General features: G+C 66.6%; 13 protein-coding genes. 4 read left to right on the forward strand and 9 right to left on the reverse strand.

What is annotated here, in order from left to right; all coding sequences use genetic code 11:
* Positions 1-51 precede the first annotated feature (51 nt).
* Entirely contained in the window at positions 52-273 is a 222-nt protein-coding gene (locus WS92_RS35930; RefSeq protein ID WP_156442973.1) for a hypothetical protein, read from the reverse strand.
* A gap of 290 nt (positions 274-563) precedes the next feature.
* Here WS92_RS35930 and mutS point away from each other — a divergent pair, with 290 nt between their 5' ends.
* Together mutS and WS92_RS22495 are read left to right on the forward strand one after the other, a co-directional pair.
* Positions 564-3,233: a DNA mismatch repair protein MutS gene (gene mutS, locus WS92_RS22490; protein ID WP_059929219.1), complete on the forward strand. Its 2,670-nt coding sequence runs from the start codon at positions 564-566 to the stop codon at positions 3,231-3,233.
* Positions 3,220-4,521: a hypothetical protein gene (locus tag WS92_RS22495; protein WP_059929222.1), complete on the forward strand. Its 1,302-nt coding sequence runs from the start codon at positions 3,220-3,222 to the stop codon at positions 4,519-4,521. Before mutS ends, WS92_RS22495 begins: the two co-directional genes overlap by 14 nt.
* Here WS92_RS22495 and WS92_RS22500 read toward each other — a convergent pair.
* On the reverse strand, positions 4,501-5,046 hold the full coding sequence (locus tag WS92_RS22500) for an FKBP-type peptidyl-prolyl cis-trans isomerase (RefSeq protein WP_006025990.1): 546 nt from the start codon (positions 5,044-5,046) through the stop codon (positions 4,501-4,503). The two genes, WS92_RS22495 and WS92_RS22500, sit on opposite strands and share 21 nt — an antisense overlap.
* Positions 5,047-5,114: 68 nt before the next feature.
* On the opposite strand from WS92_RS22500, the gene WS92_RS22505 reads away from it, so the two are divergent.
* Both WS92_RS22505 and WS92_RS37260 read left to right on the forward strand, forming a co-directional pair.
* Entirely contained in the window at positions 5,115-6,302 is a 1,188-nt protein-coding gene (locus tag WS92_RS22505) for a cupin domain-containing protein (RefSeq protein ID WP_041861620.1), read from the forward strand.
* Between the two features lie 57 nt (positions 6,303-6,359).
* Positions 6,360-6,629: a hypothetical protein gene (locus WS92_RS37260; RefSeq protein WP_009904701.1), complete on the forward strand. Its 270-nt coding sequence runs from the start codon at positions 6,360-6,362 to the stop codon at positions 6,627-6,629.
* A gap of 271 nt (positions 6,630-6,900) precedes the next feature.
* Here WS92_RS37260 and WS92_RS22510 read toward each other — a convergent pair whose 3' ends face one another.
* From WS92_RS22510 to WS92_RS22540, 7 genes are all read right to left on the reverse strand, one after another.
* Entirely contained in the window at positions 6,901-7,677 is a 777-nt protein-coding gene (locus tag WS92_RS22510) for an MBL fold metallo-hydrolase (protein ID WP_015601865.1), read from the reverse strand.
* Between the two features lie 6 nt (positions 7,678-7,683).
* Positions 7,684-8,826, reverse strand: a complete 1,143-nt coding sequence (bamC, locus tag WS92_RS22515) for an outer membrane protein assembly factor BamC (RefSeq protein WP_059929225.1) — start codon at positions 8,824-8,826, stop codon at positions 7,684-7,686.
* 110 nt (positions 8,827-8,936) lie between these two features.
* A complete protein-coding gene (gene dapA, locus WS92_RS22520; protein WP_059929228.1) occupies positions 8,937-9,839 on the reverse strand; it encodes a 4-hydroxy-tetrahydrodipicolinate synthase in 903 nt (300 codons plus the stop codon).
* Between the two features lie 44 nt (positions 9,840-9,883).
* Positions 9,884-10,501, reverse strand: coding sequence for a class I SAM-dependent methyltransferase (locus WS92_RS22525; RefSeq protein ID WP_015600794.1), 618 nt, complete (start codon positions 10,499-10,501; stop codon positions 9,884-9,886).
* The gene (locus WS92_RS22530) at positions 10,498-11,700 is read right to left on the reverse strand and encodes a tryptophan--tRNA ligase (RefSeq protein WP_006025983.1); all 1,203 of its coding nucleotides are present in this window, start codon (positions 11,698-11,700) and stop codon (positions 10,498-10,500) included. The genes WS92_RS22525 and WS92_RS22530 overlap by 4 nt, the downstream gene beginning before the upstream one ends.
* A gap of 8 nt (positions 11,701-11,708) precedes the next feature.
* Entirely contained in the window at positions 11,709-12,374 is a 666-nt protein-coding gene (locus WS92_RS22535; protein ID WP_009912931.1) for a site-2 protease family protein, read from the reverse strand.
* Positions 12,375-12,472: 98 nt separating this feature from the next.
* The gene (locus tag WS92_RS22540; protein ID WP_059929232.1) at positions 12,473-13,102 is read right to left on the reverse strand and encodes an L-threonylcarbamoyladenylate synthase; all 630 of its coding nucleotides are present in this window, start codon (positions 13,100-13,102) and stop codon (positions 12,473-12,475) included.
* Positions 13,103-13,114 lie beyond the last annotated feature (12 nt).

A 13,114-nucleotide genomic window follows, 5' to 3' on the forward strand; every position in this document is an offset into this window, starting at 1 on the left:
ATTTGGCACTCGACGGAGACTATTACCTCCCCGCCATCAAAACAAATGGTATTAATTTATCCAACCCGCCACTCGATAGGATTCGGCATCATCGATTACAAAACAAGCAATATGAACTTCATCATGCAAAGATTTTATTCTCACAAAAAATAAATCATTGAATAGTGCGATAGTGAATTTTGTTTGCATGGCGCCATGGCGTCTTTTAATTCGCGCCCCACGACCAGCGTCGCCGATCCGCGCGTGCAATGCGTCGTTTGAAGACTTTGCCATGCGCAGATGCGCGACAAGCGCCCGATGCATCGATTCGATATGCGCGGGCGAATGCCCGGGCGAACCGTATCGCGCCGATCGAGCGCGAGATGGGTTCGATACCGAATTTCGATATCGCTTGCCGCGACGGCCGGCCTTCTGCGAAACACGTCGCCGAGCCGTCAAACGGCGCGCGCGACACGTGCGGATCGCCACCGAGACGATACATTGGCCGTCCGGCCAGCTTCGCGCGCCGGCGCGACAAGGTAAACTCTCACCCAATTCCGTATACGCAGACAGATATCCGCAAGATGGCCACCCAAATCGACGCCTCCTCCGACGCAGCGGCAACGGCCGCCGCGCAGCATACGCCGATGATGCAGCAATATTTACGCATCAAGGCGGAGCACCCCGACACGCTCGTGTTCTACCGGATGGGCGACTTCTACGAGCTCTTCTTCGAAGACGCGGAGAAAGCCGCTCGCCTGCTCGACCTGACGCTCACGCAACGCGGCGCGTCCGCCGGCAACCCGATCAAGATGGCGGGCGTGCCGCACCACGCGGTCGAGCAGTACCTCGCGAAGCTCGTGAAATTCGGCGAATCGGCGGCGATCTGCGAACAGATCGGCGATCCCGCGACGTCGAAGGGCCCCGTCGAACGCAAGGTCGTGCGCGTCGTGACGCCGGGCACGCTGACCGACGCCGCGCTGCTGTCCGACAAGAGCGACGTGTTCCTGCTCGCGCTTTGCGTCGGACACAACAAACGCGGCGTCGCGTCGAACATCGGCCTTGCATGGCTCAATCTCGCGAGCGGCGCGCTGCGGCTCGCCGAGATCGCGCCGGACCAGCTTGGCGCGGCGCTCGAGCGCATCCGCCCCGCCGAGATTCTCGCGGCTGACGGCGCGATCGAAGCGGTGCCGGCCGGCATGGGCGCGATCACGCGCGTGCCCGCGTGGCACTTCGATATCGCATCGGGCACGCAACGCCTCTGCGATCAACTCGAAGTCGCGAGCCTCGACGGCTTCGGCGCGCAAGCGCTCACGAGCGCGAGCGGAGCGGCGGGCGCGCTGCTGATCTACGCGGCCGCGACGCAAGGCCAGCAGCTTCGCCACGTGCGCAGCCTCAAGGTCGAAAACGAATCCGAGTACATCGGTCTCGACCCGTCGACGCGACGCAATCTCGAACTCACCGAAACGCTGCGCGGCACCGAATCGCCGACGCTCTATTCGCTGCTAGACACCTGCTGCACCGCGATGGGCAGCCGCCTGCTGCGCCATTGGCTGCATCATCCGCCGCGCGCATCGGTCGCCGCGCAGGCGCGCCACCAGGCAATCGGCGCGTTGCTCGACGCGCCCGCGCACGTCGGCCTCGACAGCCTGCGCTCGGCGCTGCGGCAGATCGCCGACGTCGAGCGGATCACCGGCCGCCTCGCGCTGCTGTCCGCGCGGCCGCGCGATCTGTCCAGCCTGCGCGACACGTTCGCCGCCCTTCCCGCGCTGCGCGAACGCGTCGCCGAGATCGCACCGAACGCGGCCGCGCTAGGACGCCTCGACGCCGCGCTCGAGCCGCCGCCCGGCTGCCTCGATCTGCTCACGCGCGCGATCGCGGCCGAGCCGGCGGCGATGGTCCGCGACGGCGGCGTGATCGCCCGCGGCTACGACGCCGAGCTCGACGAGCTGCGCGATATCTCGGAGAACTGTGGCCAGTTCCTGATCGATCTCGAAACGCGCGAGCGCGCACGCACGGGCATTCCGAACCTGCGCGTCGAGTACAACAAGGTTCACGGCTTCTATATCGAAGTCACGCGCGGCCAGACCGACAAGGTGCCCGACGACTATCGCCGCCGCCAGACGCTCAAGAACGCGGAGCGCTACATCACGCCCGAGCTGAAGACGTTCGAGGACAAGGCACTGTCCGCGCAGGAGCGCGCGCTCGCCCGCGAACGCGCGCTTTACGACGGCGTATTGCAGGCGCTCCTGCCTCACATCGAGGGTTGCCAGCGCGTCGCAAGCGGCCTTGCGGAGCTCGATCTGCTCGCGGCATTCGCCGAACGCGCCCGCACGCTCGACTGGGTGGCGCCGGAATTCACCGACGAGATCGGCATCGAGATCGATCAGGGCCGCCATCCGGTCGTCGAAGCGCAGGTCGAGCAATTCATCGCGAACGATTGCGCGCTGAACCCCGATCGGAAGCTGCTCCTCATCACCGGCCCGAACATGGGCGGTAAGTCGACGTTCATGCGACAGACGGCGCTCATCGCGCTGATGGCATACGTCGGCAGCTACGTGCCGGCGAAGGCGGCGCGCTTCGGCCCGATCGACCGCATCTTCACGCGCATCGGCGCGGCGGACGATCTCGCGGGCGGCCGCTCGACGTTCATGGTCGAGATGACGGAGGCCGCCGCGATCCTGAACGACGCGACGCCGCACAGCCTCGTGCTGATGGACGAAATCGGCCGCGGCACGTCGACGTTCGACGGCCTCGCGCTCGCATGGGCGATCGCGCGCCATCTGTTGTCGCACAATCGCTGCTACACGCTGTTCGCGACGCACTACTTCGAGCTCACGCAATTGCCGGCGGAATTCCCGCAAGCGGCGAACGTACACCTGTCGGCGGTCGAGCACGGCCACGGCATCGTGTTCCTCCACGCGGTCGAGGAAGGTCCGGCGAACCAGAGCTACGGCCTGCAGGTCGCGCAACTCGCGGGCGTTCCGGCGCCGGTGATTCGTGCCGCCCGCAAGCATCTCGCGCACCTCGAGCAGCAGTCCGCGGCCCAGGCAACGCCGCAGCTCGATCTCTTCGCCGCGCAACCGATCGTCGACGAACCGGAATGCAACGAGCCGCCGGCTGCGACGCCGCACCCGGCGCTCGAGCGCCTGCTCGGGCTCGATCCGGACGACTTGAAACCGCGCGACGCGCTCGATCTGCTCTACGAACTGCACGCGCTCGCCCGCTCAGGCTCAACGGATGCGCAACGCTGACCGTACCGCGCCGCGCGCGACGCTTCGCGCGCGCGTCACCGCATCCGCGGCGCTCGCCGGCGCGCTCGCATGGGCACTCGCCGGCAGCGCACCGGCCGCGCACGCATCGTCGCGAGCGGGCAGCGAGCCGTACACATTCGCGGTCTTGTCCGGCGTGATCGCGTCGGCCGACGACGAACCGCAGGCCCGGCGCCTGCTCGATGCGATCGCGCGCGACCGTTCGGTGTCGTTCATCGTCTACGAAGGCAACCTGAAGGGGCCGAAGGAAGCCTGTCGCGATCAGTTGTACGAGCAGCGCAACGTGCTGTTCGCAGCGTCCCGCGTCCCGCTCGTGCTGCTGCCCGGCCAATACGACTGGACAGCCTGCGGCACGCGCGATGCCGGTGCGTACGATCCCGTCGAGCGGCTCGACTTCCTGCGTCAGAACGTCTTTGCCGAGCCGGCATCGCCCGGCGCGAATCCGATGCCACTCGCGCGCGAAAGCGAAGTGGCGCGCTTTCACCCGTATCGCGAAAACGTTCGCTGGGTCCGCGACGATACGGTGTTCATCGGCCTGAACGCGCCGGGGCCGAACAATCGCTACCTGACAGCAGGCGGGCGCAACGGCGAGTTCGAAGATCGTGTCATCGCAAATGCGTTCTGGATCGATCACGCGGCCGAGTATGCGAAGCGCCGCAAGGCGCGCGCGCTCGTGATCTTTCTCGAGGGCGACCCGCAATTCGATCGCTACGAACGTTCGGAGCGCTTCGGGTGGCTGCGCTTCAACCGCCCGCGCGTGCGCGACGGCTTTCGCGAATTCAAGCGAGCGTTGGTGAAAGCCGCGGCCGTCTTTCGCGGCTCGATCATCGTCGTGCATCCGAGCGGCGAGCCGCTTGCGGACGGATTCAGGATCGACCGCCCGTTACGCGACGACAAGGGGAATCTGGTCGGCAATCTGACGCGCGTCGCGATCGCGCCGCATGCGCGCCTGACGCAATGGGTGCGAATCGGCGTGGATTCGGCGAAGCAGCCGATGTTCAACGTGAGCATGCAGACCGTACCGAAGCATCTGCCTCAACCGCCCGCGCTGCCCATCGTGCCGCATGAGAACACGCCGCTGCCCGACATGCCGGAAATCCCGGCGCCGCCGGTGCTGCCCGATTCGGGCGCGAGCGGCGCGACGCCGCCTGGCTATGGTGAATGGCATGGCGCGCGCGAAGGTTCATTCGATCACCACGCGCCATCGAGCACGACACCCGGCGAAACGCCGGGCATCGCCGCACCGGGCTCAATGCAGGGTGCGCGCTGAACCGTTGCCTTCGTTGTCGTCATCCTCGTCTTCGTCGACGATTTCGAGCCCTTCCGCGCCGTGCGCATGCTCGTGCTCGATTTCGTCTTCCGTCGCTTCGCGCACGTCCTTGACGGTCAGCGCGAAACGCAGCGCCATCCCGGCGAGCGGGTGATTGCCATCGAGGACGACCTTGTCTTCCGCGATATCGGTCACCGTGTAGATCAGCGAATCGATTTCCTCGTCACCGTCCTCCGGCGTGCCTTCGAATTGCATGCCGACTTCGAGCGGCTCGGGGAAACGGTCGCGCGGCTCGATTTTCACGAGTTCAGGATCGTAATCGCCGAACGCATCCTGCGGCTCAAGCTGGATTTGCGTCTGATAGCCGGGCTCCTGGCCGTCGAGTTGTTCCTCGATCTTGGGGAACGTGCCATCATAGCCGCCGTGCAGATAGACCATCGGCTCATCGCTCTCCTCGATCAGATTGCCTTGCGCATCCGACAGCTTGTAAGCGACCGATACGACAGTGTTTTTTGCGATTTTCATCCAATTCTCCCAAGTACAACAGCCATTATACGATGCCCAAACGGCCCCTACCCGAACCATCCGGCCGTGTGCTCGAACGCACCCGCGCGCCGTTGCCCGAGGCGCCGACCCCGCTTCTCGGCAATCTCAGTCCCGCGCAATTCATGCGCCGATATTGGCAGAAAAAGCCGCTTCTGATTCGGCAGGCCATTGCCGACATCGCGCCGCCGCTGTCGCGCGATGCGCTGTTCGAGCTTGCAGCCGACTTTGACGTCGAATCGCGTCTCGTCACCCATTTTCGTAACAGATGGCAACTGGAGCACGGGCCGTTCGAGCCCGAGAATCTGCCGTCCGTGAAGCGCCGCGAGTGGACGCTGCTCGTGCAGGGGCTCGACCTGCACGACGAGCGCGCCCGCTCGCTGCTCGAGCGCTTCCGGTTCGTTCCGGATGCACGCCTCGACGACCTGATGATCTCGTACGCGACGGACGGCGGCGGCGTCGGCCCGCATTTCGACTCGTACGACGTGTTCCTGCTGCAGGTGCACGGCAAGCGCCGCTGGCGGATCGGCGCGCAGCAGGATCTGTCGCTGCAGGAAGGTTTGCCGCTCAAGGTCCTCGCGAATTTCGAGCCGACAGACGAATGGGTGCTCGAACCCGGCGACATGCTGTACCTGCCGCCGCACGTCGCGCACGACGGCATCGCGCTCGGCGAGTGCATGACGTGCTCGATCGGCTTCCGAGCCCCGTCCGCAGGCGAGTTGCGCGCGCAGTTCCTCTATCACCTCGCGGAGCGCGGCGGCCTGCGCACAGGCACGTGCGACGACACGCGATACCGCGACCCGGCGCAGCCCGCGGTCGACACGCCCGCGATGCTGCCTGCCGCGATGGTCGAGCGCGCGGCCGCGATGCTCGCTGGAATCAAATGGGACGAACGCGATATTGGCGATTTTCTTGGCTGTTATTTGAGCGAGCCCAAATCAAACGTCGTTTTCGAGCCGCCGCCGCGACGACTTGGCGAAGCCGCGTTCGTCGCCCAGGCGTCTCGCCGGGGCATCCGGCTCGACAGGAAAGCGGCGTTGTTGTATAACGCGCGCTCGTACTTCATCAACGGCGACGCGCATCCGCTCGCAACCGCGGCGAAATGGCTGCCGGAGCTGGCCGATACGCGGCGGATGGAGGCGAAACGGTTTGTAACACTCTCCCGGGACCCCGCCATGACAGGCCTGCTGCACGAGTGGTATCGTGCGGGCTGGATACGGGTGGGCGACATGGGGTAGAGTTGCCCGGCCGTATACCCATACGAACGCATGTTTTTGTATGGGAAAGACAACGTATTGACCCCGCATTTGTCGACGGTCGATAGGAAAGTGCATATAATTTCCGCCCAAGCCGTAGGGAAGATTCACGCTCTAGAAGTGCATCTCCACCAGCGGCCCAGGTCGGTGTTGGAGCACATTACCGGTATTGTTTCGCGCTGTTGCTTACCTTTAACCATAAAAGGACGTGATCATGAAGAAATCCCTCCTCGTAGCTTCCCTGTTGGCTGCCGTTGCACTGGCTGCGTGCAACAAGAGCTCCGAGCAAGCTGCTTCGTCGGCTGCTAGCGAAGCAACCGCCGCTGCCGCTTCGGCTGCTTCGGGCGTTGCCGCTGCTGCTTCGGACGCTGCTTCGAGCGTTGCCGCTGCTGCGAGCGATGCGGCTGCTGCTGTGGCGTCGGCTGCTTCGGCAGCGACGGCTGCTCCGGCTTCGGGCGCAAGCCAGTAAGTCCGCGTCAGCATCAGCTAAAAAAAAACCGGCCTACGGGCCGGTTTTTTTTACGTCCTTTTTATGTCCCTTGCATGACCTGCGGGTCCATGAGGCGCCGCAGGGCGCGCTTCAGCGCAGGCTGAGCCAGCCGAATCCCTCGTCTTGCGACGCAACGAGCACGTCGTCCGCCTGCCCTCCCAAAGCCGCTGCGAGCGCCGCCTGCGCGAGCGCCGGCGCGTTGTTCTGCTGGCTCAGATGCGCGGCCACCAGGTGTCGCAGCCGGCTGCGATCGAGCTCGGCGAGGATGGCGGCCGCCGCGTCGTTGCTCAGATGGCCGTGCGAGCCGCCGATGCGCGCCTTCAGCGACGCCGGATAGCGACTGGCCGCGAGCATCGCGACGTCGTGATTCGCCTCCAGCACGAGGCCGTCGCAGCCGCTCAGCACGGCGCTGATGCGCGGCGTCGACATGCCGACGTCGGTCAGCACGCCGAGACGCGTCGCGCCGTCGCTGAAGACGAACTGGAGCGGCTCGCGCGCGTCGTGCGGAACGGTATAGGGGAGCACGCACAGATCGCCTACCGCGGCCGTCTCGTCGCCCCAGAGCACGCGGAGGTCGACGTCGGCCTCGTCCGCGCCGACCGCGCGCGCGGTGCCCCAGCTCGTGTACAGCGGCAGCGACGCACGGCGGGCGAGCGCCAGCGCGCAGCCGACATGGTCGCCGTGTTCGTGAGTGACGAGAATCGCGTCGAGATCGTCGACGCGCAAATCGACGCGTGCGAGCCGGCGTTCGAGTTCCTTCGCCGAGAAGCCGCAGTCGAGCAGGACGCGCGTCGTCGTCGCGCCATTCGACGCTTCGACGACGAGCGCATTGCCTTCGCTGCCGCTTCCGAGGCTCGCGAATCGCACGTGCGCTTAATTTAGCTGCGCGTGCAGCAGCGAGATGAGCCGCTGCGCGTCGGACGAGGTGTCGATCTGGCCGTTTGCATCGACGACGGCCACTTGCGTCTTCGAGTCGCCTTGCGCGCGCACGTTGACGAGGAATTCCTTGCCCGGCTTCGCGGCCGTCGGGCCACCGTAGAACAGCTTGCCGAACAGGCCGTCGCGCTTGAGCTCTTCCATCGAATTCGCATAGCGGACGTAGTAGACGCCCTTCGAGCGATCGCGGTTGTCGACCGTGAAGTTCGTGCGGTCGAGCGCGAGACCGACGCGCAGCCACGCGCGGTCGAACGACTCGGCCAGATCGAGCGTCGACGCGCCGCCGGCGCCGACGACGGTCGCGGGCGCGGTGGCGGGGCGCGCGTCGGCGAGCAGTTGCTTCGCCTGCGCGTCGGTCAGGCCGAACTTCTCCATCAGCTTCGCGAGGAACACGGCTTCGAGCACCGGATTGCGCGGACGCTCCTCCCAGCGCGACGACGAGCCGCCCTGCGCGCCCGTCAGCTTCTCTTCCATTGCGCTATGCGTGATCGAGATGTCCGTATTGCCGTCCGGCGTACGCGTGACGAGCGTGCGGAAGCGATCGCGCGTGCCCGACGAATAGGCGAAATCGATCACGCGGCCGATCGTGCGGCGGAACCAGTCGTCGGGAATGTTCGCGCGGTTTTCCGCCCAGTCGGTGGCCATGATGCCCGTCGACGGCGCGTCCGTCTTCAGCGCGAAGCCGTTGTCCTGCCAGAACTCCTTCAGTTGCGGCCAGAGCTGCTCGGGCGTGCGGCCGTCGACGACGAGCCAGCGGCGGTCGCCGTCGCGCTCGATGTGCATCCCGAACGGGTCCTGCGCGCTCGGCTGCCCTTCCGTCGAGTTGCCCGCGGCCGTCACCGCGCGCGTCGGTGCGGAGCCCAGGCCCGAATTCGTCGGCGGCGCGACGTACGACGGGCTGAGCGGCATCGCCGTCAGATCCTGCGGCACCTGCAGCGGCGGCGCCGAGCCGGTCGACTTGTAGTTGACCCGGTCGGGCGCGAGGTAGTCGTTCAGCGTGTCGCAGCCGGCGAGCGCGCCCAGCGCGAGCGCCAGCACCGAAACCTGGATCGCGCGGGAGGAAAAGGCGGAATGTTTCATGAAGTCCTTCGTCTTGCTAGAACGCGTGTCACGCACGGCGCCGGGAGCGGCCGGGTCAGTGTCGGATCGATCGGGGTGCGGTGCGGCCGCCCGAGCGGCCGCGTCCGGCCTCACAGGAGGCCGGCCTCGCGAAGCGCGCCGCGCACGGTGTCGTGGCAACGCTCGTCGAGCGGTGTGAGCGGCAGGCGAATGCCGCCCGCGATCTTGCCCATCTGTTGCAGCGCCCACTTCACCGGGATCGGATTCGCCTCGATGAACAGATGCTTGTGCAGCGACAGGAGCTTCATATGGATCTCTCGCGCCGTCTTCACGTCGGCGGCGAGCGCCGCGCGGCAGAGCTCGCTCATCGCGCGCGGCGCGACGTTCGCCGTCACCGAGATGTTGCCATGGCCGCCGAGGAGCATCAGCGCGATCGCGGTCGGATCGTCGCCGCTGTAGATCGAGAAGTGCGCGGGCGCCGCCTTGATCAACTGCGCGGCGCGGTCGATGTTGCCCGTCGCGTCCTTCACGCCGGCGATGCCCGGCACCTGAGAAAGACGCAGGATCGTGTCGTTCGACATGTCCGCGACCGTGCGGCCCGGCACGTTGTACAGGATCACCGGCAGGTCGACCGCCTCGGCGATCGCCTTGAAGTGGCAGTATATCCCTTCCTGCGTCGGCTTGTTGTAATACGGCACCACTTGCAGCGTCGCGTCGGCGCCCACCGCCTTCGCATGCTTCGACAACTCGATCGCCTCGGTCGTCGAATTGCCGCCCGCGCCCGCAACGATCGGAATCCGCTTCGCCGCATGCTTGACGGCGGTTTCGATCATGAGGACATGTTCGTCGACGGAAAGCGTCGCCGATTCGCCGCTCGTGCCGACCACGACGAGGGCATCCGTCCCCTCTTCGATGTGCCAGTCGATCAGCTTGCGGAAGGCCGCCAGATCGAGGCCGCCGTCCTCGAGCATCGGGGTGACGATCGCGGGGACGCTGCCGCGGATTTGAATGCCGTCTTGAGTGCCGTTAGCCATGAAACAAACGCGATGAAAAATCGGTAAGGGTCGATTGTAGCGGATTAGCCCGCCAGTCCGTAACGCGGAAATCCCGCCCCTTCTTCCGCCACGGCACGCTCGCGCACCGCGCAGATTCGTTGGACGAATGCGTCGCGCGGCGCGGCGGCGAACCCGTCCTCGAACGCGACGACGCGCAACTGCCCGCGCACCGCGTCGAGCAGCTCGCCCGGCGCGAGCAGGAATGCCGGATTGGACGGCTTGCCGACCGTTTGGTTGCCTTGCGCGAAGGTCTCGTACAGCAGCACGCCGCCCGGCGCGACCGCGGCGACGAGACGCGGCAGCAGCGGGCGATGCAGATAGTTCGTGACGACGACGGCGGAAAAGCGCGCATCGCCGGCGAGCGGCCACGGCGCGCCTTCGAGATCGGCCGCCTGCGCGACGACACCCGGCAGCGCGCCGAGCGACGCGAGCGCGGCCGGCTCGCGCTCGAGCGCGCGGACCGGATGGCCGCGCTCGGCGAACCAGCGCGCGTGGCGGCCGTGGCCCGCGGCGACGTCGAGCACCGCGCCGCCCGCCGGCACGAGATGCGACCATTCGCGCACCCACGCCGACGGCTCGGCCGCCACGCCGTGCGCCCCCGCGCCGGGCGCGTCGTGAACCGCGATCGTCAGCGTTTTCAACTGTACGACAGCCCCATCGCCTCGCGCACGTCGCGCATCGTCTCGGTCGCGTGCTTGCGCGCCTTGTCGCAGCCGTCCGCGACGATCGCGCGCAGCAGCGACGGATCGTCCATGTACTTCTGCGCGCGCTCGAGCATCGGCTGCTGCTCGCGCAGGATGCCGTCGACGACCGGCTGCTTGCAGTCCAGGCAGCCGATGCCCGCCGAGCGGCAGCCCTTCTGAACCCAGTCGTGCGTCGCGTCGTCGGTGTAGACTTGGTGCAGTTGCCAGACCGGGCATTTATCGGGATCGCCCGGATCGCTGCGGCGCACGCGCGCGGGATCGGTCGGCATCGTGCGGACCTTCTTCGTGATCGTCTCGGCGTCCTCGCGCAGGCCGATCGTGTTGCCGTACGACTTCGACATCTTCTGGCCGTCGAGGCCCGGCATCCGCGACGCTGCGGTCAGAAGCGCCTGCGGCTCGACGAGGATGATCTTGCGCGCGCCTTCGAGATAGCCGAACAGGCGCTCGCGGTCGCTCATCGACAGGCTCTGCGATTCCTGCAGCATCGCGCGCGCCTGTTCGAGCGCCTCGTCGTCGCCCTCCTGCTGATACGCGTTGCGCAGCTCGTGATAGAGCTTCGCGCGCTTGCCGCCCAGCTTCTTCGCCGCCTCGAGCGCCTTCTCCTCGAAGCCCGGCTCGCGGCCGTACAGATAATTGAAGCGGCGCGCGATCTCGCGCGTCATCTCCACGTGCGGCACCTGGTCCTCGCCGACCGGCACGAGCGAGCCGCGGTACAGCAGGATGTCGGCCGCCATCAGCACCGGGTAGCCGAGGAAGCCGTACGTCGACAGATCCTTGTCCTTCAGCTTCTCGATCTGCTCCTTGTAGGTCGGCACGCGCTCGAGCCAGCCGAGCGGCGTGCTCATGCCGAGCAGCAGCGCGAGCTCGGCATGCTCGGGCACCTTGCTCTGGATGAAGAGCGTCGCCTGCGCCGGGTCGATGCCCGAGGCGAGCCAGTCGATCAGCACATCCCAGACGTTCTTCTCGATCACCTCGGGCGTTTCGTAGTGCGTCGTCAGCGCGTGCCAGTCGACCACGCAGAAGAAGCACGGATACTCGGACTGCAGCTTGACCCAGTTCTTCAGCACGCCGTGATAGTGGCCGAGATGGAGCGACCCCGTGGGTCGCATGCCGGAAAAGATACGGTCTGGGAACATGATTGTCGTTAGAAAAGCGAGGCGAAAGGAGTCAGGATGGCCGTCACGACGGCGTAGCCCGCGCCCACCAGCGGCCGCAGCCAGAGCTTCGTCAGAAGGCCCGTCGCGACGAGCGCGAGCACGATGAAGAAGCCGTACGGCTCGAGCCGCGACAGCGCGATCGATGGCTTCGGCGGCAGCAGCGCCGCGAGCACGCGCCCGCCGTCGAGCGGCGGCAGCGGAAAGAGGTTCAGCACCGCGAGCACGAGATTCACGCCGACGCCCGCTCCCGCCATGCGCGTGAAGAACGGCTCGTCGACCGCGAACGCGGCGAGGCCGATGCTCACGAAGCCCCAGATCAGCGCCTGGACGAAGTTGCAGCCTGGCCCCGCGAGCGCGACCCACAGGCTCCCCCAGCGCGGGTTGCGCAGATTGCGGAACGTGACGGGCACGGGCTTCGCGTAGCCGAACAGGAACGCGCCGCTCGTCAGGAAGTACAGCACGAGCGGAATCACGATCGTGCCGAACGGATCGATGTGGCGCATCGGGTTGAACGACACGCGGCCCATCATGTACGCGGTGTTGTCGCCGAGCAGGCGAGCGACGTAGCCGTGGGCAGCCTCGTGCAGCGTGATCGCGAAGACCACGGGCAGTGCGTAGACGGCAATTGTCTGTATCAGGGAAGAAGCATCCATAGCGCACTATTGTAACAAGCGGCAAACGCGCGAACGGCGCGTGTGCATGCGGACCGAAACGGCGGCCGCTCCGGTGCGCCGGGACGGCGCGGCGGCGCTCACGCGGCGAGGCCGAACGGCTCGAGCGGGCCGCGCCCCGCCCGCACGAGCTGCGGCTCGTCGCCCGTCAGGTCGATGACCGTCGACGGCTCGCGCGAGCACGCGCCGCCGTCGATCACGAGGTCGATCTGCTTTTCGAGGCGCGCGCGGATTTCCTCCGGATCGTTGAGCGGCTCATCGTCGGGCGGCAGGATCAGCGTCGTGCCGAGAAGCGGCTGGCCGAGCGCCTCGAGCAGCGCGAGCGTGATCGCGTGCGCGGGCACGCGCAGGCCGATCGTCTTGCGCGACGGGTGCGACAGCCGCCGCGGCACTTCCTTCGTCGCCTGCAGGATGAACACGTACGGCCCCGGCGTCACCGATTTGATCAGCCGGTATTGCCGGTTGTCGACCATCGCGAACGTCGCGAGCTCGGACAGATCGCGCACGAGCAGCGACAGGTGCTGCTTTTCGTCGAGCCCGCGGATGCGGCGCACGCGCTCGACCGCGTCCTTGTCGTCCAGATGGCATGCGAGCGCATAGCTCGAATCGGTCGGCAGCGCGATCACGCCGCCGCCGCGCACGATTTCGGCCGCCTGCTTGACGAGACGCGTCTGCGGATTATCCGGGTGAATCCTGAAGAATTGGGACATGGGGACAAAGGT

This window comes from Burkholderia sp. MSMB1588 (assembly GCF_001546925.1).
Taxonomy (GTDB): domain Bacteria; phylum Pseudomonadota; class Gammaproteobacteria; order Burkholderiales; family Burkholderiaceae; genus Burkholderia; species Burkholderia humptydooensis.

Coding starts and splice junctions, on each gene's coding strand:
- WS92_RS35930 (WP_156442973.1), bottom strand. CDS start 273: ATGGCAAAGTCTTCAAACGACGCATTGCACGCGCGGATCGGCGACGCT.
- WS92_RS22540 (WP_059929232.1), bottom strand. CDS start 13,102: ATGTCCCAATTCTTCAGGATTCACCCGGATAATCCGCAGACGCGTCTC.
- WS92_RS22535 (WP_009912931.1), bottom strand. CDS start 12,374: ATGGATGCTTCTTCCCTGATACAGACAATTGCCGTCTACGCACTGCCC.
- mutS (WP_059929219.1), top strand. CDS start 564: ATGGCCACCCAAATCGACGCCTCCTCCGACGCAGCGGCAACGGCCGCC.
- WS92_RS22530 (WP_006025983.1), bottom strand. CDS start 11,700: ATGTTCCCAGACCGTATCTTTTCCGGCATGCGACCCACGGGGTCGCTC.
- WS92_RS22495 (WP_059929222.1), top strand. CDS start 3,220: ATGCGCAACGCTGACCGTACCGCGCCGCGCGCGACGCTTCGCGCGCGC.
- dapA (WP_059929228.1), bottom strand. CDS start 9,839: ATGGCTAACGGCACTCAAGACGGCATTCAAATCCGCGGCAGCGTCCCC.
- WS92_RS22500 (WP_006025990.1), bottom strand. CDS start 5,046: ATGAAAATCGCAAAAAACACTGTCGTATCGGTCGCTTACAAGCTGTCG.
- bamC (WP_059929225.1), bottom strand. CDS start 8,826: ATGAAACATTCCGCCTTTTCCTCCCGCGCGATCCAGGTTTCGGTGCTG.